Origin of the sequence: Gemella sp. GH3 (assembly GCF_013415425.1) — a bacterium.
Lineage (GTDB): Bacteria > Bacillota > Bacilli > Staphylococcales > Gemellaceae > Gemelliphila.
In genome coordinates, this window is the sequence record NZ_JACBYC010000100.1 from 1 (window position 1) to 24976 (window position 24976).

Annotated in this window: 23 protein-coding genes; all 23 read left to right on the forward strand. The window is 29.4% G+C overall.

Annotated features, from left to right (window positions below):
- The first annotated feature begins 14 nt into the window (after positions 1-14).
- The 23 genes from HZY83_RS03535 (at position 15) to purD (ending at position 24976) form a co-directional block, all read left to right on the forward strand.
- Positions 15-917: a class I SAM-dependent methyltransferase gene (locus tag HZY83_RS03535; protein ID WP_179942731.1), complete on the forward strand. Its 903-nt coding sequence runs from the start codon at positions 15-17 to the stop codon at positions 915-917.
- A 139-nt stretch (positions 918-1056) separates the two neighbouring features.
- A complete protein-coding gene (gene rpsU / locus HZY83_RS03540; RefSeq protein ID WP_135156913.1) occupies positions 1057-1230 on the forward strand; it encodes a 30S ribosomal protein S21 in 174 nt (57 codons plus the stop codon).
- A 170-nt stretch (positions 1231-1400) separates the two neighbouring features.
- Positions 1401-2006, forward strand: a complete 606-nt coding sequence (locus tag HZY83_RS03545; RefSeq protein WP_179942699.1) for an exonuclease SbcC — start codon at positions 1401-1403, stop codon at positions 2004-2006.
- Positions 2007-2179: 173 nt separating this feature from the next.
- Positions 2180-2503 carry a hypothetical protein gene (locus HZY83_RS08440; RefSeq protein WP_228098453.1) on the forward strand — a complete coding sequence of 108 codons (324 nt, stop codon included), beginning with the start codon at positions 2180-2182 and terminating at the stop codon, positions 2501-2503.
- A 14-nt stretch (positions 2504-2517) separates the two neighbouring features.
- Positions 2518-3222: a sugar-binding domain-containing protein gene (locus HZY83_RS03550; RefSeq protein ID WP_370520045.1), complete on the forward strand. Its 705-nt coding sequence runs from the start codon at positions 2518-2520 to the stop codon at positions 3220-3222.
- A 26-nt stretch (positions 3223-3248) separates the two neighbouring features.
- On the forward strand, positions 3249-4256 hold the full coding sequence (gene gap / locus HZY83_RS03555) for a type I glyceraldehyde-3-phosphate dehydrogenase (protein ID WP_179942700.1): 1008 nt from the start codon (positions 3249-3251) through the stop codon (positions 4254-4256).
- A 92-nt stretch (positions 4257-4348) separates the two neighbouring features.
- A complete protein-coding gene (locus HZY83_RS03560) occupies positions 4349-5545 on the forward strand; it encodes a phosphoglycerate kinase (protein WP_179942701.1) in 1197 nt (398 codons plus the stop codon).
- Positions 5546-5559: 14 nt separating this feature from the next.
- A complete protein-coding gene (gene tpiA, locus HZY83_RS03565; RefSeq protein WP_179942702.1) occupies positions 5560-6315 on the forward strand; it encodes a triose-phosphate isomerase in 756 nt (251 codons plus the stop codon).
- 27 nt (positions 6316-6342) lie between these two features.
- Positions 6343-7659: a phosphopyruvate hydratase gene (eno, locus tag HZY83_RS03570; protein ID WP_179942703.1), complete on the forward strand. Its 1317-nt coding sequence runs from the start codon at positions 6343-6345 to the stop codon at positions 7657-7659.
- Positions 7660-7981: 322 nt separating this feature from the next.
- Positions 7982-8338 carry a TM2 domain-containing protein gene (locus tag HZY83_RS08580; RefSeq protein ID WP_370520044.1) on the forward strand — a complete coding sequence of 119 codons (357 nt, stop codon included), beginning with the start codon at positions 7982-7984 and terminating at the stop codon, positions 8336-8338.
- A 150-nt stretch (positions 8339-8488) separates the two neighbouring features.
- Positions 8489-10405, forward strand: a complete 1917-nt coding sequence (locus HZY83_RS03580; RefSeq protein ID WP_179942704.1) for an ABC-F family ATP-binding cassette domain-containing protein — start codon at positions 8489-8491, stop codon at positions 10403-10405.
- Positions 10405-10785 carry a DUF1934 family protein gene (locus HZY83_RS03585; protein WP_179942705.1) on the forward strand — a complete coding sequence of 127 codons (381 nt, stop codon included), beginning with the start codon at positions 10405-10407 and terminating at the stop codon, positions 10783-10785. The genes HZY83_RS03580 and HZY83_RS03585 overlap by 1 nt, the downstream gene beginning before the upstream one ends.
- Positions 10786-10796: 11 nt before the next feature.
- Positions 10797-12434, forward strand: coding sequence for an arginine--tRNA ligase (gene argS, locus HZY83_RS03590; protein WP_179942706.1), 1638 nt, complete (start codon positions 10797-10799; stop codon positions 12432-12434).
- 15 nt (positions 12435-12449) lie between these two features.
- The gene (rpoE, locus tag HZY83_RS03595; protein WP_179942707.1) at positions 12450-12908 is read left to right on the forward strand and encodes a DNA-directed RNA polymerase subunit delta; all 459 of its coding nucleotides are present in this window, start codon (positions 12450-12452) and stop codon (positions 12906-12908) included.
- A 420-nt stretch (positions 12909-13328) separates the two neighbouring features.
- A complete protein-coding gene (purE, locus tag HZY83_RS03600; RefSeq protein WP_179942708.1) occupies positions 13329-13805 on the forward strand; it encodes a 5-(carboxyamino)imidazole ribonucleotide mutase in 477 nt (158 codons plus the stop codon).
- On the forward strand, positions 13802-14845 hold the full coding sequence (locus HZY83_RS03605; RefSeq protein WP_179942709.1) for a 5-(carboxyamino)imidazole ribonucleotide synthase: 1044 nt from the start codon (positions 13802-13804) through the stop codon (positions 14843-14845). The genes purE and HZY83_RS03605 overlap by 4 nt, the downstream gene beginning before the upstream one ends.
- The gene (locus HZY83_RS03610) at positions 14838-18512 is read left to right on the forward strand and encodes a phosphoribosylformylglycinamidine synthase (RefSeq protein ID WP_179942710.1); all 3675 of its coding nucleotides are present in this window, start codon (positions 14838-14840) and stop codon (positions 18510-18512) included. Before HZY83_RS03605 ends, HZY83_RS03610 begins: the two co-directional genes overlap by 8 nt.
- Entirely contained in the window at positions 18513-19220 is a 708-nt protein-coding gene (purC, locus tag HZY83_RS03615; RefSeq protein WP_179942711.1) for a phosphoribosylaminoimidazolesuccinocarboxamide synthase, read from the forward strand. It begins immediately after the preceding gene.
- On the forward strand, positions 19207-20664 hold the full coding sequence (gene purF / locus HZY83_RS03620) for an amidophosphoribosyltransferase (protein ID WP_179942712.1): 1458 nt from the start codon (positions 19207-19209) through the stop codon (positions 20662-20664). The genes purC and purF overlap by 14 nt, the downstream gene beginning before the upstream one ends.
- Positions 20657-21661, forward strand: a complete 1005-nt coding sequence (gene purM / locus HZY83_RS03625) for a phosphoribosylformylglycinamidine cyclo-ligase (protein WP_179942713.1) — start codon at positions 20657-20659, stop codon at positions 21659-21661. Before purF ends, purM begins: the two co-directional genes overlap by 8 nt.
- A complete protein-coding gene (gene purN / locus HZY83_RS03630; protein WP_179942714.1) occupies positions 21658-22224 on the forward strand; it encodes a phosphoribosylglycinamide formyltransferase in 567 nt (188 codons plus the stop codon). The genes purM and purN overlap by 4 nt, the downstream gene beginning before the upstream one ends.
- Positions 22221-23741: a bifunctional phosphoribosylaminoimidazolecarboxamide formyltransferase/IMP cyclohydrolase gene (gene purH, locus HZY83_RS03635; protein ID WP_179942715.1), complete on the forward strand. Its 1521-nt coding sequence runs from the start codon at positions 22221-22223 to the stop codon at positions 23739-23741. Before purN ends, purH begins: the two co-directional genes overlap by 4 nt.
- The gene (gene purD / locus HZY83_RS03640; protein WP_179942716.1) at positions 23741-24976 is read left to right on the forward strand and encodes a phosphoribosylamine--glycine ligase; all 1236 of its coding nucleotides are present in this window, start codon (positions 23741-23743) and stop codon (positions 24974-24976) included. The genes purH and purD overlap by 1 nt, the downstream gene beginning before the upstream one ends.

The window sequence follows — 24976 nt, forward strand, 5'->3', positions numbered from 1 at the left end:
GGTTAGCAAATTATATAGAAAATTTATTTCATAAGATAGATGATAAAGTATTATCTAATATTGCAAAAGAAAAAGGTAATTATTTACAAGGGTTAGCAAATTATTTGGAATTAAAAGATGATAGAGAATATTTTGATATAGTGGATAATTATACAAAAGAAGAAATAAAAAAAGTGTACCAATTTTTAGTGTTAAAAGCATTGCAAGAATTAAAAGATATTAATTATAACATTACTCCTGAAATAATAGGTGTTTATATATCTAACATAGTAGATATAATTTTTGAAAATAAAGAAGATATAAGTGTTTTGGATTTAGCTAGTGGAAGCGGAAATATTCTTATTTCTCTTAGCGAGCAAATTTCTAAGAAGAGTAAATTCACATCTGTAGATGTTGATTATAATTATGCTAAATTACAACAAAATATTTTTAATTTATTAGAAAAAGAAATTAATATTATAAATCAAGATGCTCTAAAGGATATTAATGTAGCTAAGCAAGACGTTGTTATTAGTGATATTCCTTATGGATATTATGCTGATGAAGAGAATAGTTTGAATTATAAACTTTGTAGTCAAGAAGGATATAGTTTGAATGCTTTATTATTTTTAGAACAAGCTACTAGTTATATTAAAGATAATGGAGTTGCAGTTCTAGTGATGCCAAAAGAAATAATGAATATTGATGAACAAATTAAGAAATTTTTAGAGAAAGATATTAATTTAAATGCATTTATTATGCTACCAGAAAACATGTTTAAAAACAAAGATAATCAAAAAGTTATAGTTCTAGCAACTAAGAAAAATCAAAGTATTCTACCTAAGCAAGTATTTTTGGCAGAGATACCTAGTTATCAAAACAAGTCAGCATATTTAAATTTTTTAGATGAAATTAAAAAATGGATAGAGGCAAAATAAATTTACTATATTAGAGTTGACACATTATAGAAAATATAATATAATCTTAGAGTGAATTGCATAGTAAATTCAACAATATGGTATTAATATAATATTATACTTAATTTTAGATTTTAAAGTTCGGAGGGAGGGAAATCCAATGTCAAAAACTGTAGTTCGTAAAAACGAAACTCTAGAAGATGCATTACGTCGTTTTAAACGTGCCGTTTCTAAAAATGGTACTATTCAAGAAGTACGTAAACGTGAGTTTTACGAAAAACCAAGTGTACGCCGTAAGAAAAAATCAGAAGCGGCTAGAAAACGTAAATTTTAATTATTAATTTCGATAATAAAATAAAATCTAAAGATTTCCCTCTTTTAGATTATAGCTCTGTAATTTTTACAGAGCTTATTTTATTTTAAATTATAAGTATTATAAAGTATTGTAAAATAAAATTAGTTATGATAGTATATAGTGAGTACTTTTGAAGGAGAGATATAATAATGAAATTCAAGTTTCATAAAGGATATAGAGGTTTTTATCTTTTAGATGATAATAAATTTAAGAAGCCTTTTAGTAGACTAGATCAATTATTAACAGAAGAAAAACTAAAATTAGATAATAAATTTATTGATTTTAATAAAGAGAATATAATTGAAATAGAAGATAAGTATGTTGTCTTAAATAATAAAGAAAATAAAAAAGTAGTAAATAATAAAAGTAAAGATTTATTATCTATATATACTAGATTAGGAAACACTATTCCGGTAAAAGTTATAGATAATATTAAATTACTTATAGATAATGATAATAAAGATAGTTATGTTTTTTGCTCGGTTTTTGAAATAATAGAAAATATTTTATATGCAGATAATGTATTGAAAACAAAGTCAAAAAAAATTTCATCTTATAATCACAAAGAATTAGAAAATTTAATAGAACGTTATACACCTCAAAAAGCAGTATTGCTTTCTTTAGAAAAAGAAATTGAACAAAATTATCCATCTCAATATGTTTATGAAAATTTACCGTTGAATTATAAAGAAAAAGAAATGATATATGTCCTTTATTTTATAATTATTATTGAGTTGTTATCTATTTTGAAGTAATTTGCCAGAAAATTAATTTCCTTTGATTTATATCTTGATTTTTAAATATTCAAATGTTATAATTACAAGTGGAAGTTTAATCTTGGCAAATTTTTTTATCCTTAAATGGACTTAAAATGTCCGAGAGGGACGAGAGTCGTCCAAGATTGATTTCAAAGTATAGGAGCGAAGAAATGGATATTTTACAATTATTGCATATGCAAAGTAAACTTGTCCCAGATTTGTTCGAAAAATTCAATAAGAGATATGAGTTGTTATTGTCTATAAAGATAAATCAACCCGTAGGGAGAAAATCTCTTATAGATGTTATAGGTATGACAGAACGTCAATTAAGAACAGAATGTGAAGTTCTGCATAAACTAGGACTAATATCAAAAAATACCACGGGAATGACAGTTACTTCAGAGGGAGAAACTTTTTTAGAAGATGTTAAGGAGTTGTTCTTAGAAGATCCGTTTGTACGTGTAGAAAAACAATTCGAGAACATTTTGGGATAAAGGAAGTATATGTTATTAAAGGAGATTTTACAAAAAGTGAAGTTACGCGTCAAGAAATGGTGCAATTACTTTTTGATAAAATAAATGGTATACTAACTAAAGAGTGTGTTATAGGAGTTAGTGGTGGTAGTACTATGCAATATGTAGCAAGTAAAGTTGATAAAACTTTCGGGTATGATAAGAATATAGTAATAACACCTATTAGAGGAGCTTTGACTATTTCTAATACTGGATATCAATCAAATGATATAGCTACAAGAATGGCAGAAAATTCTAATCACAATTATCAGCTATTACACGCACCAGATAATATTGAGAGTAGTACTCTAGATGAATTAATAAAGGAACCTATTGTAAAGTACGCTTTAGATATTATCGACAAAACATCAATAATTATTCATAGTATAGGTGATGCTTTTGAAATGGCTAGTAGAAGAAAACTTACCGATAATTTAATAAATAAATTACGAGAAAGTGGAGCAAAGAGTGAAGCGTTTGGAAGTTATTTTGATAATGAAGGTAATTTAGTATATGCTACAAAAACTATAGGTATGAATAATGAAGATGTATTAAAAGTGGCAAATATCTTCACAATAGTAGGAGGAGAATGTAAGGCAGATGCAGTTTATAGTTATTTAAACAGTAATCCAGCCAACACTACACTTATTATTGATGAATCAATTTGTAAAAAAATCATAAACAAAGTCATACAAAATTAAATATTATTTTAGGAGGATTTACTAATATGACAGTAAAAGTTGCAATTAATGGTTTTGGACGTATCGGAAGATTAGCATTTAGAAGAATTCAAGAAGTAGAAGGAATTGAAGTTGTTGCTATCAATGACTTAACTCCAGTTAAACAATTAGTACATTTATTAAAATATGATACAACTCAAGGACGTTTCAAAGGTGAAGCTTCAGAAGGTGAAGGAGTTATCGTTGTAAATGGAAAAGAAGTAAAAGCATTTGCTAACGCTAATCCTACTGAACTTCCATGGGGAGAACTAGGAGTAGACGTAGTATTAGAATGTACAGGATTCTTTACTTCTAAAGAAAAAGCAGAAGCACACATTCAAGCAGGAGCTAAAAAAGTAGTTATTTCTGCACCAGGTGGTAATGATATTAAAACTATCGTTTACAATGTAAACCACGAAACTTTAGACGGAACTGAAACGGTAATTTCAGGTGCTTCTTGTACAACAAACTGTTTAGCGCCAATGGCTAAAGCATTAAACGATAATTTTGGAGTTGTTGAAGGACTTATGACAACAATCCATGCTTACACTGGAGATCAAAACACACTAGATGCACCTCACCGTGGAGGAGATTTACGTCGTGGACGTGCAGCAGCAGAAAATATCGTTCCAAATACTACTGGAGCAGCAAAAGCAATAGGTTTAGTAATTCCAGAATTAAATGGTAAATTAGATGGAGCAGCACAACGTGTTCCTGTAGCTACTGGATCAATTACTGAGTTAGTAGCAGTATTAGAGAAAAACGTAACAGCTGAAGAAGTAAACGAAGCAATGAAAGCTGCAGCTACTGAATCATTCGGATATAACACTGATGAAATAGTATCTTCTGATATCGTAGGAATTGAATATGGTTCATTATTTGATGCAACTCAAACAAAAGTTCTTACAGTAGGAGATAAACAATTAGTAAAAGTTGTATCATGGTATGATAACGAAATGTCTTACACTGCACAATTAGTAAGAACATTAAAATACTTTGCAGGATTAATTAAATAATTAATTTTAGAGAAAAATATGTTGGAGGTTAGGGGTAATATATCTTTCCCCGACCCTCTTTGTATTATATAAAAAAATAAAAGGAGCTTTCTATGAAAAAATCTATAAAAGATTTAGGAAACTTACAAGGAAAAACAGTTTTGATGCGTGTTGATTTTAATGTTCCTTTGAAAGATGGAGCTATTACTAACGATAATCGTATAACTGCAGCTGTTCCTACAATAAACTATGCTTTAGAGCAAGGAGCAAAAGTTGTAGCTTTTACTCATTTAGGTCGTGTAAAAGAAGAAGCGGATAAAGAATCTAAAACTGTAGCACCAGTTGCTAAGAGATTATCAGAAGTATTAGGAAAAAATGTAACTTTTGTATCTGAAACACGTGGTGAAAAATTAGAAGAATCTATAAAAAATCTTCAAAATGGAGAAATTTTAATGTTTGAAAATACACGTTTTGAAGATGTTGATGGAAAGAAAGAATCTAAAAATGATGAAGATTTAGGTAAGTACTGGGCTTCATTAGGAGATGTATTCGTTAATGATGCTTTTGGAACTGCACACCGTGCACATGCTTCTAATAAAGGAATAGCTTCGAACATAGGAGAAGGTAATTCAGCTTATGGATTTTTAATTGAAAAAGAAATTAAATTTATTGGAGAAGCTTTAGACAATCCTGTTAGACCATTAGTAGCTATCTTAGGAGGAGCAAAAGTTTCTGATAAAATAGCAGTTATTGAAAACTTATTATCAAAAGCAGATAAAGTTATTATCGGTGGTGGAATGGCTTATACATTCCTTAAGGCACAAGGTAAAGAGATAGGTAAATCACTTTGTGAAAATGATAAAGTAGATTATGCTCGTGAACTTTTAGATAAAGCAGGAGATAAAATAGTACTTCCTGTTGATACAGTAGTAGCTAAAGAGTTTTCTAACGATGCACCTAGCCGTGTAGCTACTAATGATATACAAGCTGATGAAGAGGGACTTGATATTGGACCAGCTTCTGTAGAATTATTTAAGGAAGTATTACAAGACGCAAAAACAGTTATTTGGAACGGACCTATGGGTGTGTTTGAAATGCCAAATTTTGCCAAAGGAACTATAGGTGTTTGTGAAGCTATAGCTAATTTATCAGATGCTACTACTATTATTGGTGGCGGAGATAGTGCTACTGCAGCTATTCAATTAGGATATGCTGATAAGTTTTCACATATTTCTACTGGTGGTGGAGCTTCTTTAGAATATTTAGAAGGAAAAGTATTACCAGGTATAGATTCATTATCAAATAAATAAAAGGAGGTTTTTTCGTGAGAAAGCCAATTATTGCAGGAAATTGGAAAATGAATAAAACAGTAGCAGAAGCTATTGAATTCGTTAACGCTGTTAAGGATAGATTACCTTCAGAAGATGTAGTTGATTCAGTGATAGGAGCGCCAGCTTTATTATTAAATGGTGTAAAGCATTTTAGTACAGGAAGTGTTCTAAAAACGGCTGCGCAAAACTGTTATTTTGAAGATGAAGGAGCATTTACAGGAGAAACTTCTCCTAAATCTTTAGCTGCTTTAGGTGTGGACTATGTAATTATAGGACATTCAGAAAGACGTGACTATTTCCATGAAACAGATGAAGATATTAATAAAAAAGCACATGCAATATTCCGTAATGAAATGTTACCGATAATTTGTTGTGGAGAAACTCTTGAGCAATATGAAAAAGGACAAGCAGTAGAGGTAGTATCTAATCAAGTATCAAAAGCATTAAACGGATTAACAGCAGAACAAGTAGAAATTTCTGTTATAGCTTATGAGCCAATTTGGGCTATAGGTACAGGGAAATCTGCTACTCAAGACGACGCACAAAAGATGTGTAAAGCTGTTCGTGATGTTATAGCTAGAGATTTTGGGCAAGAAGTAGCTGATAAAGTACGTGTACAATACGGAGGATCAGTTAAACCAGAAAATATTAAAGATTATATGGCTTGTCCAGATGTAGATGGTGCTTTAGTAGGAGGAGCATCATTACAACCAGATTCATTTGTAGCCTTATTAGAAGGTTTGAAATAAAATAAATTATTTAAAAGGAGAACTTAAATGTTACAAAAAACTTTCGATATTATTTCAGAAGTATATGCAAGAGAAGTATTGGATTCACGTGGTAATCCAACTGTAGAAGTAGAAGTTACAACAGAAACAGGAGCATTTGGTCGTGCATTAGTACCATCAGGAGCTTCAACTGGACAATACGAAGCAGTAGAGTTACGTGATGGAGATAAAGATCGTTACTTAGGTAAAGGAGTTTCTAAAGCAGTAGCTAATGTAAATGAAGAAATTGCACCATTATTAGAAGGTAAATTTGATGTATTCGAACAAGTAGCAATTGACCGTGCTATGATTGAATTAGATGGTACAGAAAATAAAGGACGTTTAGGAGCTAATGCAATTTTAGGTGTATCTTTAGCAGTTGCACATGCAGCAGCAGATTCATTAGGAGTACCTTTATATCGTTATTTAGGTGGGGTTAACTCTAAAGAGTTACCAGTTCCAATGATGAATATTGTAAATGGTGGATCACACTCTGATGCTCCAATAGCATTCCAAGAGTTTATGATTTTACCAGTAGGAGCACCATCATTCAAAGAAGCATTACGTTGGGGAGCAGAAATATTCCACAACTTAGCTAAAATTTTAAAATCACGTGGACTAGCTACAGCAGTTGGAGATGAAGGTGGATTTGCACCTAAATTCGAAGGAACAGAAGATGCAGTTGAAACTATTTTAGAAGCAATTAAAGCTGTAGGTTTAGAACCAGGTAAAGATGTATTCTTAGGATTTGACTGTGCTTCTTCAGAATTTTATGTTGACGGAGTTTATGATTATTCTAAATTTGAAGGTGAAGGTGGAGCAAAACGTACTTCAGCTGAGCAAGTAGACTACTTAGAGCAATTAGTAAATAAATATCCAATATTAACTATAGAAGATGGTATGGATGAAAATGATTGGGACGGATGGGAATTATTAACTAAACGTATCGGTGATAGAGTTCAATTAGTAGGGGATGACTTATTTGTTACAAATACTACTAAATTATCTCAAGGAATCGAACGTGGAGTTGGTAACTCAATCTTAATTAAAGTTAACCAAATCGGTACATTAACTGAAACATTAGAAGCTATTGAAATGGCTAAACGTGCTCGTTATACTGCGGTAATTTCTCACCGTTCAGGAGAAACAGAAGATTCAACAATCGCTGATATAGCAGTAGCAACTAATGCTGGACAAATCAAAACAGGTTCACTTAGCCGTACAGATCGTATTGCTAAATACAACCAATTATTACGTATAGCAGACGAATTAGATGCTACACAAGTTTACGCAGGATTAAACGTATTCTATAACGTAAAACGTTAATTAATATAAATAATATTTAATAAAAAAGGGGTGTACAATATATACGTTGATATATTGTACATAGCAAAAAATATTTTACTATTGATATAAAACCTAATATAAAGCGAAAAACATAAGGTATATCAACAAAACAACATAAAGTTGTTTAAGGTTGTATACTGGATAATAAAAAGTCAAAGGCAACCGAAAGGTTGTCTTTTTTTGTATCCAAATAAAAAAGGAGATATAGTCTTTGGACTATGTCTTCTTTTTATTTTATAAAATTCTTCAGATATAGCTTGACAATATATATAATAATTATTTTTTATTTGAGAGGATTATTATGGCAAAAATATTAAAGGTTAATGTAACTACTACAACAATAGGATTAGATAATGGAGAAATACTAGAGATTGATACTCCTAGCTTAGATTTTATTCCCAAAGAAGATGATGAGGTGGAAGGATTTAAGTCAGATTCTAAAATATATGTTAATAAAATAGAAAATACCAATAATACAGGAAAAGCGGTAAATAAAGTATCATATGTTTTATTAGCTTTTCTTCTAGGAGGTATAGGAGCTCATAAGTTTTATGCAGGGAAAATAGGTTTAGGTATTTTGTATTTTGTATCTTGTATTATGTTTTACATTTATCCCCGCTTTTATAGCTCTAATAGAAGCTATAATAGGATTAACTAAGCAATCAGATAAAAATGGAAATATTTATGTGTAAAGATATTGTGCATATGCCTAATATCTTTTTTATTATTTCCTCAAATGCTAGAAAATTCCTACTATTTTTGATATAATACTATGGTTATAAAAAAAATAATAAGGAAAGGAGAAGCTATGTTAATTCAACTTAATAATATAAGTAAATACTTTGTTGTTACAGAAGTTTTTTCTAATGTAAAATTAGAAATAAATAATAATGATAAAATTGCCATAGTTGGTCGCAATGGCGCAGGGAAATCTACTTTATTAAAAATTATTGCAGGTATTGATAGTTATGATTCAGGGGTACGAACAGTTTCTAAAAATACAACTATAGGATACTTATCTCAAGAATTTATTGTTAAAGAAGATAAAAAAGTTTGGGATGAGATGATGAGTTGTTTTGATGATATTATTAAATTGGAAGAAGAACTTACTAGTATGTCATTACAACTAACTGAAGAAAATATAAACAAAGATTCTACTTTATTGAATAGATACGATAAATTACAAAATCAAGTATTGATGCACAAGGATTATCACTATAAAAGTAAAATAAAAAGTGTTTTGTTTGGTCTTAACTTTTCGGAAGCTGATTTCTATAAAAGTGTAAGTAATTTTTCTGGTGGTGAGAAAACTAGACTTTCTATGGCTAAGCTTTTATTAAGTGAGCCAGATGTTCTTATTCTTGATGAACCTACTAACCACCTTGATATGAAAAATGTTTCCTGGTTAGAAAGTTATTTGAATTCTTATTCTGGTGCTGTAGTTATAGTTAGTCATGATCGTTATTTTATAGATAAGATAGCTAATACTATTTATAATGTTGAATTTGGTCGGGTGAAAAAATATGTAGGTAATTACAGTAAATTTATTAAGCAATATGAAGAAGATTATGAGAAACAGTTAAAAGATTATATTAGTCAACAAAAAGATATAAAAAAATTAGAGGAATTTGTTCAAAAGAATATTGCTAGATCATCAACTAGTGGTAGGGCAAAAAGTAGACAAAAAATTTTAGACAAAATTGAAAGAATAGATAATCCCAAAAAAGATAATAAAACAGCTAATATAGAATTTAATATTAAAGAGCAAAGTGGACGTGATGTTCTTCGTGTTAATAATTTAAGTGTAGGATATAATAATAGTAATGTTGGTACAACGTATAACTTTGATGTTTATAAAAGAGATAGAATAGCAATTATTGGAGAAAATGGTATAGGAAAATCTACTTTGATTAAAACTATAGCTAAAAAACAACCTGCATTGAGTGGAGATATTTATTATGGAAGTAAAGTATCTTTAGGTTATTACGATCAAAAACAAGCAGAATTTGAATCTGTTAAAACTATTTTGAATGAATTGTGGGATAATTATCCTACAATGAAAGAATCTGAAATTAGAATGATTTTGGGAAGATTCTTATTTACAGGAGAAGATGTTTTAAAAATTGTTAGAGATCTTTCTGGGGGTGAAAAAGCCAGACTACAATTAGCAAAACTTATGCTTGAAGAGAATAATCTTTTAGTATTAGATGAGCCTACAAACCACTTAGATATAGCGAGTAAACAAGTTTTAGAAGAAGCTTTAGAACATTATGAAGGTACGTTAGTATTTGTGAGCCACGATAGATATTTTATTAATAAAATTGCTAATAAAGTTCTAGAAATAAAAGATAATGATTTTAATATTTACCTAGGAAATTATGATTATTATTTTGAAAAGAAAGAGCAAGAGAAAATTTTGGCATCTTTGGAAAAAGAAGATAAATCTAACAATAAGTCTAAAGTCAATAATTACATTATTAGTAAAGAAGATAGAAAATTAATACGTAAGCTAGAAAGAGAAAGAGATAGTATTGTTGAGCTAATAGATAACTTAGAGACAAATGTTAAGCAAATAAATGAAGAGTTAATAAAAGAAGAAGTGTATACTGATTTTGAGAAAACTAAATATTATAATGAAGAATTGCAATCAATAAATGAAGAACTAACTAATCTTAATAATAAATGGCTAGAAATTGAAGAAAAATTAGAAGAGGTAGCCGAGTAATGAATATAAAGATAATCACTTACGTTGATAATAAGAAATTATTATCAGAAAAGTATGATGGTATATATATAGAATGTGATAAAAAATATATATTAGAATATACAGATAAAAATAAAAAAAAATATAAAATAGTTATTGACAAAAATAAAGATAATGTTAGTATAATAAAAGAAGGAAATAGTATGGATATTTCTGGTGCTAAAAGTTTGTCTGTTTATGGAACTGATTACGGAGTTATTAATTTGGAAACAAAGCTTTTGAATGTAGAAAAATTGGAGCGTAATAACTTTGTAAGGTTTGAAATAATTTATAAATTATATTTTTCAAAATTTGATAGCCAAGAAAATAAATTGCAAATACTAATAAATATTAATTCTTAAAGGAGAAGAAAATGAAAGCTAAAGTAATAGAGTTACTTGAACAATCGGTAGCTAAAGTTACAGATGAAGTAGTAAATATTTATGTAGAAACACCTAAAAATTCAGATAATGGGGATTTTTCTACTAATATTGCTATGCAATTAACAAGAATTCTAAGAAAAAATCCTAAAATTATTGCCGAAGAAATAGTTAATAATATTGAGCAAAATGATTTTGTAGAAAAAGTAGAGATTGCAGGACCAGGATTTATTAATTTTTATGTAAAAAAAGCTAGTTTAGGTAATATATTAGATAAGATTTTTGAGTTAGGAGACAAATTTGGGGAAAATAATACAGGTAATGGCGAAAAAGTTTTATTAGAATATGTCTCTGCTAATCCTACGGGTGATTTGCACGTTGGACATGCTAGAAATGGAGCTGTTGCAGATTCATTAGTAAGAATAATGAAGAAATCAGGATATGAAGTTACAAGAGAATTTTATGTTAATGATGCAGGAAATCAAATTAATAATCTTACTCTATCAGCAGATGCACGTTATAAACAAGCGCTAGGATTTGATATAGCTATGCCAGAAGATGGATATAACGGAAAAGATATAATAAGATTAGGAGAAGTTCTTGCTGCAGAATATGGGAATAGTCTTTTGGATAAATCTCAAGAAGATTATATGTCATTTTTACGTGAATATTCAGTAAAGTATCAATTAGAAAAATTAAAAAGAGATTTGGCAGATTTTAGAGTAGAATTTGATAATTTCTTTAGTGAAACGTCTTTATATAATAGTGGAAAAATAATAGATACTTTAGAAACATTGAAGAATTTGAATCATATATATGAGTTAGATGGTGCTACTTGGTTAAGAACAACAGACTTAGGTACTGGAGATGACAAAGATCGTGTTCTTATTAAGGCTGATGGTAGTTACACTTATTTTACACCTGATATAGCATATCATAAAGATAAATTAGATCGTGGTTATGATAAGTTAATTAATTTATTTGGTGCAGATCATCACGGATATGTTCCGCGTCTAAAGGCAGCTGTTAATGCTTTAGGATACAGTGCTAGTAAATTAGAAGTACTTATTATGCAGTTAGTTCGTCTTTTAGAAAATGGTCAAGAAGTTAAAATGAGTAAGAGAACAGGAAAATCTATAACTCTAAGAGATTTAATAGATGAAGTAGGGACAGACGCTGCACGTTATTTCTTAGCTATGAGAAGTGCTGATACACATTTAGATTTTGACTTTTCATTAGCAAAAGAACAGTCTAGTGATAATCCACTTTATTATGTACAATATGCTCATGCTAGAATATGCTCTATTTTACGCCAAGTGGACAGTAATAAATATAATAATAAAGTCTACGATAATAACTTATTGACAGATGAATACAGTGTAGAGATATTAAAAGCTTTAGCTTATTTTCCAGAAGTTGTAGCTCAAGCTGCTAAACATTATGAACCACATAGAATTTGTAATTATGTTCAAAGTTTAGCATCAGCGTTCCATAAATTTTATGGTAATAATAAGGTAATATCAGAAAACAAAGAACAAACAGAAAGTTATTTAGCATTAATAACAGCAGTAAAAATTACAATAAAAAATGCACTTGAATTAGTTGGAGTTAGTGCACCAGAAAAAATGTAACTAGGAGATATATAAATGACAGAATTAAGACAAAATAGTTTATCAATAGTAGATCGTTGTTATCAATATATGGTTGATAATAATATAACAAATCTAAATGTATATGATTTTATTGATTATATAAAGCCTCAACTTAATTTACCAGAGGAAGAATTTGAAATTCAAATGTCATATTTTTATACAGATTTGAATTTAGATGGGCGTTTTGTATGTGTTGAAGATGGAAGTTGGACATTAAAAGATAGTTTATCAGTAGAGGACTTTATGAATTTTGTAGAGCCAAGTATTCATAAGTTTGAATTAGAAGATGAAGAGGAAATCAAACTATTAGAAGATGAAGAGGACGTTACTGATGATGTAGATGAGCTACTTGAAGATGAAGAAGGTGACGATTCAGAAGATGATTATTATGAATTAAATGATGAGGGGATAGTGTCTAAATACAAAATTAATCCTGAAGATGAAGAATTTTAATCATAAAATTATAAATAGCGTGATATAAATTAGTATATTATTAAATATATAAATTTAAAAGACAACCGAAAGAGGTTGTCTTTTTTTATTTCAAGAAAGAAAATTTCAAAAGAGTTATACTTTTATTTTATTTAAAATTAATTATTTAGTTTTAATATGTTAGTTAGGATATCTAGTACTATTCGATAATGTTTGTGTTTTTATAATTTAATAATAAAAAAATTTATAAAAACGGTTTTAAAGTTCAGTTTATAAAGATAAAATAATTTATTTTTAATATAAAATTCGATTTTTATTGGATTATCTCTTGATTTGATTTTAATAAAGGAGTATAATCTAAATATAAACGTACGTTATTTTTAGTTTTTTGTAATATTTTGTACTTTAAACGAACTTTATAATAAAAAAGGAGTTAATTTAATGAAAATAGCAGTTATTATGGGATCAAAATCGGATTATACTACAATGGAAGAAACTTGCAATTTGTTGGATAAATTTGGAATTTCTTATGATAAAAAAGTTGTTAGTGCACATAGGACACCAGATTTATTAGTTGAATTTGCTAAGAATGCTAAATCAAATGGTTATTCTTTAATAATTGCAGCTGCAGGTGGAGCAGCACATTTACCTGGGATGGTTGCTTCAATGACCACTCTTCCTGTAATAGGAGTGCCAATAAAATCTAGTGTTTTAAGTGGTGTTGATTCTTTGTATTCGATAGTTCAGATGCCAGCGGGAGTACCTGTTTTAACAATGGCTATTGGAATATCTGGAGCTAGAAATGCAGCCATAAGTGCATTATCAATTTTAGGAATTATGAATGAAGAATACTCAGAAAAATATGCAGAGTTTAAAAAAGAGCAAGAAAGAATAGTATTGGAAGAAATGAAATTATGATGAAAACAGTTTTACCAGGAAGTACAATTGGAATTATTGGTGGTGGACAACTCGGACGTATGCTTGCTATGAGTGCCAAAGAAATGGGCTATAAGATTATCATTTTAGATCCTAATTATGATTGTTGTGCGAAAATTTTTAGTGATAAATTTATTAATGCAGATTTTGATAATTTTGAAAAAATTGAAGAGTTGTGTAGATTAAGTGATGTTGTAACATTTGAATTTGAAAATATTGATGCTAAGGTATTAGCTATATTAGAAGAGAAATATAACTTGGTTCAAAGCTCTAAGCTTTTAAAAATTACGCAACATAGATATTTAGAAAAAGAATTTGCTAAGACTTTAGATATCCCAACTGTAAATTACATACATATAGAAAAGAATACTAATATTTGCATTGAGCAACCTTATCTTATGAAAACTCTAAGATTTGGATATGATGGAAAAGGTCAAAAAATAATTAATAAGAAAGAGGAAATAGAACAATATACTATTTTGGAGGAAATTGTTTCTTTAGATAAGGAAATTTCTGTTATAGCATCTAAAGATAAATTTGATATTCAAATAGTAGCAGTTGTCGAGAATGAGCATAGAAATAATATTCTATATCGTTCTAAAATACCAACTTCAGCCACCGAAGAACAAGAAAATTTAGCAGTAGAGTATACAAAAAGAATTTTAAATAATATAGATTATTATGGAGTAATTACAGTTGAATTTTTTATAAGCAATGGGAAAGTTATTTTTAATGAAATTGCACCAAGAGTTCATAATTCAGGACATATTACTATGCAATCTGCGAATAAGAGTCAATTTAGAGCACATATTGAAGCAATTTGTGGATTGAGAGTAGGGAATATTATAAACAGAGAAACAACACTTTACAATATATTAGGTCAAGATGAACATTATTTCAAAAACTTAATTACCGAAAAACAAGGGTATTTGCATTTGTATGAAAAAGAAGCAAAACAAAATAGGAAAATTGGACATATTAACTTTTATGGAGATGTATATTTAGGAGAAAATGATGAATAAAAAAAGAATTTTTGTAAAAAAAAGAGAAGGATATAATCAAGAAGAATTACAACTTAAAAATATTTTAAATGCAGAGTATAATTTAGGACTAGAATTTATAAATATTTATGTGATATATGATATTTATAATATTGATGAAAAAACTTATAGGTTATCTAAAAAGTCTGTTTTTTCTGAAGTTGTAACAGATGAAGTTTTTGAAAATATTGAGTTAGAAGATGGGAAATATTTCGCTTACGAAGTACTTCCAGCTCAATATGATCAAAGAGCTGATAGTGCTACTCAGTGTCTTAAATTGTTGAATATGAACAGCAATGCTAGTGTAAGAAGTGGAAAGCTGATTACTTTTAATAAAAAGTTAACTGACAAGCAGATGAAATTAGTAGAAAATTACTTAGTTAATCCTATAGAAGCTAGAAAGAAAAATCTAGATATTTTAGAATTTTCTTTAGACTCTAATCCTAAGTCGTTAAGAGATTTAAGTGGCTTTTTGGAATATTCGATTGAAGAATTGGAAAAATTAAAAGTAGAATTTTCTTTAGCGATGAACTTAGAAGATTTAAAATTTATTCAAGATTATTTTAAGACAGAAAATAGAAATCCTACTGAAACTGAAATTCATGTTCTTGACTGTTATTGGAGTGATCACTGTAGACATACTACATTTGAAACAATTCTTGATGAGATTAATATAGAATCACAATTATTTAAGAAAGAAATGCAAGATGCTTTTGATTATTATTTAAAAATTAGAGAAGATTTAGGTCAATCTGACAAGCCAATTACATTAATGGATATGGCAAGTATAATAGGGAAATATCATGTCAGAATATTGAATGATCAAAATATTGAAGTTAGTGAAGAAATTAATGCTTCTTCGTTTTTCACTACAATAAAAAATAAAGGAAAAGAAGAACGCTGGTTAATTCAGTTTAAAAATGAAACACACAATCATCCTAGTGAAATAGAACCTTTTGGAGGAGCTAGTACGTGTATAGGGGGAGCTATAAGAGATCCTTTATCAGGAAGAAGCTACGTCTATCAAGCTATGCGTATTTCGGGAAGTGGTAATATTCTACAAAAACGTGAAGATACTTTAGCTCATAAATTACCACAGGTAGATATATCTAAAGGTACTGCTCATGGTAATTCATCATATGGAAATCAGATAGGAATTTCAACAACTTTTGTAAAAGAAATATATGATGATAGTTACGTTGCTAAGCATATGGAAGTAGGAGCGGTAGTAGGAGCAGTTAGAGAGGACAATTATAAACGAGAAAGTTTAAAATCTGGAGATATTGTTGTTATGATTGGGGGACGTACTGGACGAGATGGAATACAAGGGGCAAGCGGATCTAGTATTGAACATACCGATTCGTCTTTAGAAACTATGTCGAGTCAAGTTCAAAAAGGAAATGCACCAGAAGAAAGAAAGCTGCAAAGATTATTTAGAAATGCAAAAGTCACGAAACTTATAAAAAAATGTAATGATTTTGGAGCAGGTGGAGTGTGTGTTGCTATTGGGGAGTTGTCTGATGGTATTGAGATTCATTTAGATAAAATTTTAACAAAATATAAAGGGTTAAATGCAACAGAGTTAGCTATAAGTGAATCACAAGAAAGAATGGCAGTAGTAATAGACAAAGATGATTATAAAAAATTTATTTGTGAATGTGAAAAAGAAAATATTGAATACGCTCATGTAGCAACAATAACTAATAAAAGACGATTAGAAATGTATTATTACGGTGAAAAAGTAGTAGATATGAGTGCTGATTTTTTAGAAACTAGTGGAGTAAAACAACATGCAGTAGCTAGTTTAAACGACAATAGTTTAGAAAATCCATTTAAAAATAAAATATTCAGTAGAAAAAGTTTATTAGGAGAATTAGGAGAATTAAATGTTACTTGCCAAAAAGGATTGGTTTCAAAATTTGATTCTTCAATTGGTACTACTACAGTACTTATGCCTTTCGCTGGAAAAAACAAACTTACACCAGTGCAAGCAAGTGTACAGGCGTTACCTACACTTCATTCAACAAGTGATACGGCAACAATACTAACTTATGGATTTATTCCTAAAATTTCATGTTATTCTCCATTTTTATCTTCTATATATGCTGTTTTAGAATCAGTAGCTAAAGTTTATGCAGTAGGAGGAAGTAAAGAAAGTCTGTATTTTTCATTCCAAGAATACTTCGAAAAACTTGGAAAAGATAGTAAAAAATGGGGAAAAGTTACACAGAGTTTATTAGGAAGTATTTATGCACAAAAAGAAATAGGTAGACCTAGTATTGGAGGAAAAGATAGTATGTCGGGAACATTTAATGATTTAAATGTTGTTGAAACATTAATTTCTTTTACTTGTTCACCAGTAAAAATAAGTGATGTAATTACACCAGAACTAAAAAATATAGGCAATATCTTGTATTACATCCCGGTTATTAAAGATAAAAAAGGTTATCCTAATATCGCAAAAACATTAGAAAATTATGAGTTAGTACATAAATACATTAAAGAAAGAAAAATAGTTTCAGCATATGTTCAAGAAGAAGGTAGTTTAGCTTCCTCTTTAGTGAAAATGTCATTAGGTAGTGGATTAGGGTTTGAAGTTGAGAAAGAAGATATTTTAAACTTTGATCCAGCTTCTATAGTAGTAGAAGCAACGCAAGAATTACCATTTGAGAAATTAGGTAAAGTTAGCGATAGAATTATTATAAATAATGAAGTATTTACTAACAAGGATATTTACGACGCATATACAACTACATTAAATGACATTTATCCAATGTATCAAAATGAAGATAAAGGTAATGTGGAAAATGTACATACAGAAAATGAAGAGAAAAGGTACTATCCTGAATTTGTAGAAGATGTTAAAGTTGTTATTCCAGTATTTCCAGGAACAAATTGTGAATACGATAGTGAAAAAGCATTTATAGAAGCAGGGGCAACTCCAACAACAGTAGTTATAAAAAATACTAAGAACAATGATATTGAGAAATCTATAAATGAATTTGTTAGTGAAGTAGAAAAAGCCCATATTATTATGTTCCCTGGAGGATTTTCAAGTGGTGATGAGCCAGATGGTAGTGCTAAATATATAGTTAATTTTTTGAAAAATGACAAAGTTAAAAATGCAATTCATAGCCATTTATCACAGAAAAAATTAATTTTAGGAATTTGCAATGGATTCCAAGCACTTCTAAAATCAGGATTACTTCCATATGGGAAAATACAAGATTTAACAACAGATGATGTAACCTTATACAGAAATGATAGCTATGAGCATATTTCAACTACTGCATTTACTCGTGTAGCAAATACAAATTCACCTTGGTTACAAGACTTTAATATTGGGGATAAGCATGAAGTTGTATTTAGTCATGGAGAAGGAAAGGTAGTAGGGATTAATATAGAAAAATTTAGACATTTAATAGCTTTTCAATACTGTGATTTCAATGGGAATGCAACACTTAATGGAAAATTTAATCCTAACGGTTCATTGTTGGCAACAGAGGGATTAATAAGTGAAGATGGACTGATTCTCGGTAAAATGGGGCATAGCGAAAGATTTGGAGAAAATTTGTATAAAACAAATACATTAAATATAAAACAAGATATATTTAAAAATGGTGTTAATTATTTTAAAGGGGAAAAATAAATGAAACTATTATACGAAGGAAAAGCAAAACAACTTTTTGAATGTGAAAATAAGGATGAAATTTATGTGCATTACAAAAATAGTGCAACAGCATTTAATGGCGAGAAAAAAGAGGAGTTTGATTTTAAAGGTAGTTTTAATAATAATATAACTTCTTTAATTTTTGAATATTTAGAAAGAGAAGGAGTTGAAACACATTTTATAAAGAAAATAAATGAAACAGATCAGCTTTGTAAACATGTAAAGATTATTCCATTAGAAGTAATAGTAAGAAATATTGTTGCAGGTTCAATGGCTAAAAAATATGGTTTAGAAGAAGGAACAAAATTAATAAAGCCAGTGTTTGAGCTTAGTTATAAAAATGATGAATTAAATGATCCGTTAATTAATGATGATCATGCAGTGGCGCTAGGAATAGTTACAGAAGAAGAACTCAATATTATAAAAAAACAAGCATTAATTATTAATAATCTACTTCAAAAATTATATTTAAAATCAAATTTAATATTAGTAGACTTCAAAATCGAATTTGGAAAAACAAAAAGTGGAAAAGTTATTTTAGCAGATGAAATTTCTCCTGATACATGTCGCTTGTGGGATGTAAATACTAATGAAAAATTAGATAAAGATAGATTTAGAAGAGATTTAGGTTCTGTAATGGAAGCTTATGAAGAAGTTTTAAGGAGATTGAAAAATGCGAAGTCTTAATGAAGAATGTGGAGTATTTGGAATTTGGGGGCATGAATCAGCTAGTAATATTACATATTTCGGATTACATAGTTTGCAACATCGTGGTCAAGAGGGAGCGGGTATAGTTTCAACTGATTGTAAAAAATTACGAGGTTATAGAGATTTAGGGTTAGTATCAGAAGTATTTCGTGATAATGCAAAACTGGAGAGTTTAGTTGGTACTGCAGCTATAGGACATGTTAGATATGCTACTTCTGGTAGCAATTGTATACAGAACATTCAACCATTTTTGTTTCATTTTTATGATATGAGTGTTGGAATTTGCCACAATGGAAATTTAATTAATGCAAAATCATTACGAAAAGAGCTAGAAGAAGATGGGGCAATTTTTCATTCCTCTTCTGATACAGAGGTACTAATTCATCTAATTCGTAGAAGTAAAAAATCAACTTTTAAGGAAAAGTTAAAAGAAAGTTTGAAAATAATTAAAGGTGGTTTTACTTATTTATTACTTACTAAAGAAACCCTTTATGGAGCTGTTGATCCAAACTGCTTGCGACCATTAGCAATCGGAAAAATGAAAAATGGAGCATATGTAGCAGCTAGTGAAACTTGTGCAATTGATGTAGTAGGTGCAGAATTTGTTTGTAATGTTGGAGCAGGGGAATTAGTAATTATTAATGATGAAGGAATTCGTATAGAAAAATATACAGAAGATACTAAGGTTTCTATTGCAGCTATGGAATACGTATATTTTTCAAGACCTGATTCAAATATAGCTGGAGTGAATGTCCATACAGTTCGCAAAAAAACAGGTAAAAGACTAGCAAATGAACACCCTGCGCCACATGCAGATATGGTAATAGGAGTTCCAAATTCATCGTTATCAGCTGCAAGTGGCTATGCAGAAGAAAGTGGACTTCCCTATGAAATGGGTCTTATTAAAAATCAGTATATAGCAAGGACATTTATTCAACCTACACAAGAATTACGTGAACAAGGAGTAAGAATGAAACTGTCTGCTGTAAAAGGTGTAGTAAATGGAAAAAGTATTGTTTTAGTTGATGACTCTATTGTTAGAGGGACTACTTGTAAAAGGATTGTTCAACTTCTTAAAGAAGCAGGGGCAAGAGAAGTTCACGTAAGAATAGCTGCACCTCCATTAATATTCCCGAGTTTTTACGGGATAGATATTTCAACTACAGAAGAATTAATTTCTGCTAATAAAACTACAGAAGAAGTTTGTAAAATAATTGGTGCAGATTCTTTAGGATTTTTGAGTGAGGACGGTCTAATAGAATCTATAGGATTAGATTATGATACTGAGTATAAAGGATTATGTATGGATTGTTTTAATGGAGACTATTCCGCAGGATTATATGATTATAGAGAATCTTATATAAACTCTATGACAGAAATTCAAAAAGAATTTTTGAAAGAAAGGGGTAGAAATAATGAGTAAAAAATATGAAGAAAGTGGAGTTAGCCTAAAGGCTGGATATGACTCAGTAGAGCTTATAAAAAAACATGTTGCACGAACAAAGAATTTAGGAATGCTTTCTACTATCGGAAGTTTTGGTGGGTGTTTTGATTTAGGAGCTTATAAATTTAAGAATCCAGTATTAGTAAGTGGGACTGATGGAGTTGGTACTAAATTGAAGCTTGCATTTGAATTGAATATTCATAATACAATAGGTATTGATGTAGTAGCAATGTGTGTAAATGATATTTTAGCTCAAGGAGCAATTCCGTTATTTTTCTTGGATTATTTGGCAGTAGGAAAAAATTATCCTAAACAGATAGAAGAAATAGTATCGGGAGTAGCCGAAGGTTGTGTTCAAGCAGGATGTGCTATTGTAGGTGGAGAGACAGCAGAAATGGCTGGTTTTTATGAAGATGGAGAATACGATATTGCAGGATTTTGTGTAGGTGCTCAAGAAAAAGAATTATTACTAAATCCTATAAACACAAAAGCAGGACAAATTGCTATAGGTCTACCTTCTAGCGGTGTACACTCTAACGGATTTTCATTAATCAGAAAAATTTTAAAAGATAATAATATTAGTCTATATGAAAAATTTGAAGATAGTACAGTGGGAGAAGTCCTATTAACACCTACTAAAATTTATGCTAAAGAAGTATTAATAGTTTTAGAAAAAATAAAAGTAGCTGGTATTTCTCATATAACAGGAGGGGGATTTTATGAAAATCTACCTAGATGTTTAGACAAAGGTTTAGGTATGAAAATAAATAAAAATTCTTATAAAGTTCCTAAGATATTTCATTATCTTCAGGAAAAAGGAAATATAGACGAAAAAGATATGTATAATATCTTCAATATGGGGGTAGGACTAGTTCTTATAGTTGATAAAAAAGATGTTGAAGAAGCTTTATCATTGTTGAACAACGCTTTCGTACTGGGTGAAGTAACAAATAGTGGAGAAATAGAGATATTATGAAAAAAAGAGTAGCTATATTTGCATCAGGGGAAGGAAGCAACTTTGAAAAAATTGCTGATAATAAAGATTTAAAAGATAAAATAAAAATTGAAATTCTAGTTTGTGATAACAAAGATGCTCCAGTAATACAGAAAGCAGAAATTAGGAATATTCCCACTTATGTTTTTTCGTCTAAAGATTTTGATAGTAAAGAAGATTACGAAAGAGAAATTTTGAAAAAAGTACACAATTTAGATTATATCTTCTTAGCAGGATATATGAGAATAATTTCTCCGTATTTTTTAGAAAATTATAAAAATACTATTATTAATATTCATCCTTCTTTGCTTCCAAAATATAAAGGAAAAAATGCTATAGAAAAAGCGTATAACGCAAATGAAAAAGAGATAGGAGTTAGTATACACTACGTAAATGAAGAAGTAGATGGAGGAGATATAATAGCACAAAAATCTATTGAGGTATCTCAAAGCGATACATTAGAGTATGTAACAGAAAAAATTCATAAAATAGAGCATGAACTTTATCCATACGTTATTTTAAAATTAATAAAGGAGGAATTATGAAAAAAAGAGCTTTAATAAGTGTAAGTGATAAAACAGATATTATAGAATTTGCGAAAGGTTTAGAAAATCAAAATTTTGAGATTATAAGTACAGGAGGAACTTTTAATTATTTAAAAAATAATGGTGTAAATTGTATAAGCATTGAAGATATTACTAATTTTCCAGAAATTTTAGAAGGTAGAGTTAAAACTCTTCATCCTAAAATACATGGGGGATTACTTTCTAAAAGAAAAAATGAATTACATAATAAACATATTAAAGATAATAATATTGATTATATTGATCTAGTGTGTGTTAATCTTTATCCTTTTGAAGAAACGATTAAAAAAGATAATGTAAGTGAAGAAGAAATTATTGAAAACATTGATATTGGTGGACCAAGTATGCTAAGAAGTGCAGCCAAAAATTTCAATGATGTAGTAGTTGTTACAGATATTAAAGACTATTCCTTAATTTTAGATGAGTTATCAAATGGAGAAATTACGTTAGCAACTCGTAGAAAATTAGCTATAAAGGCATTTAGCACAACAGCTAGTTATGATGCTGCTATTTCAAACTATTTTAATAAAAAAGATAATTTAATTCCAGAAAAATTAACTTTATCATATAAATTAGAAAATACATTAAGGTATGGAGAAAACCCACATCAAAAAGCATACCATTATGTAAGTGATAATAATGAAAGTTATGCAATTCAAAATGCAGTTAAATTGCATGGTAAAGATATGTCTTATAATAATATTCAAGATGCTTCTGCTGCATTAGATATTTTATCTGAATTTGATGAAACTGTATGTGTTGCAGTAAAACACACTAATCCTTGTGGTGTAGCTATAGGAAACGATGTTTTTGATGCGTATACTCGTGCTTACGAAGCGGATCCAGTTTCTATTTTTGGAGGAATAGTTGCAATAAATGGGAAAATAGATAAAAAAACAGCAGAAAAAATGAATAGTATATTTTTAGAAATTATATTAGCAAATGATTATGATGATGATGCATTACAAATATTAACTCAGAAAAAAAATCTTCGTATTTATAAACTAGGTAAAAAAAATAAAAATAAAGAAATACAAATTAAAAGTGTTCGTGGTGGAATATTAGTTCAAGATTTTAACGATAAATTAACTAATAACTATGTTACAGTTACTGATAAAAAAGCTACTGATGAAGAAATAGAAGATTTGGAGTTTGGATTAAAAATTGTAAAACATGTTAAGTCTAATGCAATAGTTGTTGTGAAAAACAAACAAACATTAGGAATAGGCGCAGGACAAATGAATCGTGTTGGATCTTGTAAAATTGCTCTTGAACAAGCAGGAGATAAAGCTAAAGGTGCTGTGTTAGCTTCAGATGCTTTCTTCCCAATGCGTGATAGTGTAGATCTTGCAGCAAAATATAAAATATCAGCAATAGTACAACCCGGAGGATCTATAAGAGACGAAGAGAGTATTAATGCTTGTAATGAGAAAGGTGTGGCGATGATGTTTAGTGAAATTCGTCACTTTAAACACTAATGAGTAAGGTCCTAGTAGTAGGCTGTGGTGGAAGAGAGCACGCTATAGCTTATAAATTTTATAAAGAAGGTCATGATATCTACATGATTGGTATAAATCCAGCAGTAGAGGAATTTGGAGTTTGTGTATATTTAGAAGAAGATAAAATACCAAACTATGCATTAGAAAATGAAATAGACTTAGTTTTTGTTGGGCCAGAAACTCCGCTAGTAAATGGTTTAATTGATAAATTAAAAGAAAAAAATATAAAAGCATTTGGGCCAAGTAAAAAAGCAGCACAATTAGAGGGTAGTAAAGTATTTTCTAAAATGATGATGGAAAAATATAATATACCTACAGCAAAATATAGAAGCTTTAATAATTATGAAGAGGCAAAAAATTATTTATCAAAACAAAATATGCCAGTAGTATTAAAAGCAGATGGATTAGCAGCAGGTAAAGGTGTAATTATATCTTACAGTATGGAAGAAGCACAGCATGAACTTAGAGAAATGATGTGTAATTGTAAATTTAATGAATCTGGTACTAGTGTAGTAATTGAGGAGTTTCTTCAAGGAGAAGAATTTTCATTAATGTGTTTTGTGTCAGATAAAAAAGTTTATCCTATGGAAATTGCACAAGATCATAAGCGTTCATTTGACAATGATAAAGGTTTAAATACGGGAGGTATGGGAGCTTATTTACCATTAAGAAAAATAACTAGAGAAGATATAAATCAAGGTGTTGAACAAGTAGTTCAGCCAATAGTTAATGCTATGAGTGAAGAGGGTATGCCATTTTATGGAATACTTTATGCAGGTCTTATGAAGTGTAGTGATGGAGTAAAAACGATAGAGTTTAATGTTCGCTTTGGAGATCCTGAGAGCGAAGTAATATTACTGAAGTTAGAAAGCAGTTTGTATGATATAGCTACTAATATAATAGACGGAAAAGAAATAGAACTAAAATGGAATAATGATACTATTATAGGAGTAGTAATGGCAGCAAAAGGTTACCCAGAGGAAAGCCCAAAAGGTGGAGTAATCAAAGGATTAGATAAATTATCAGTTCCTGTATTTCATATGGGAACAAAAAAAGTAAATAATAATATTACTATAAATGGTGGGCGTGTTTTATTGGTCTGTGCAAGTGGAAAAAATTTAATAGAAGCAAGACAAAAAGTATATAATGAAATACAAAAAATAGAAAGTGATGATTTATTTTTCCGAACAGACATAGGGCACTTATCATTGTAA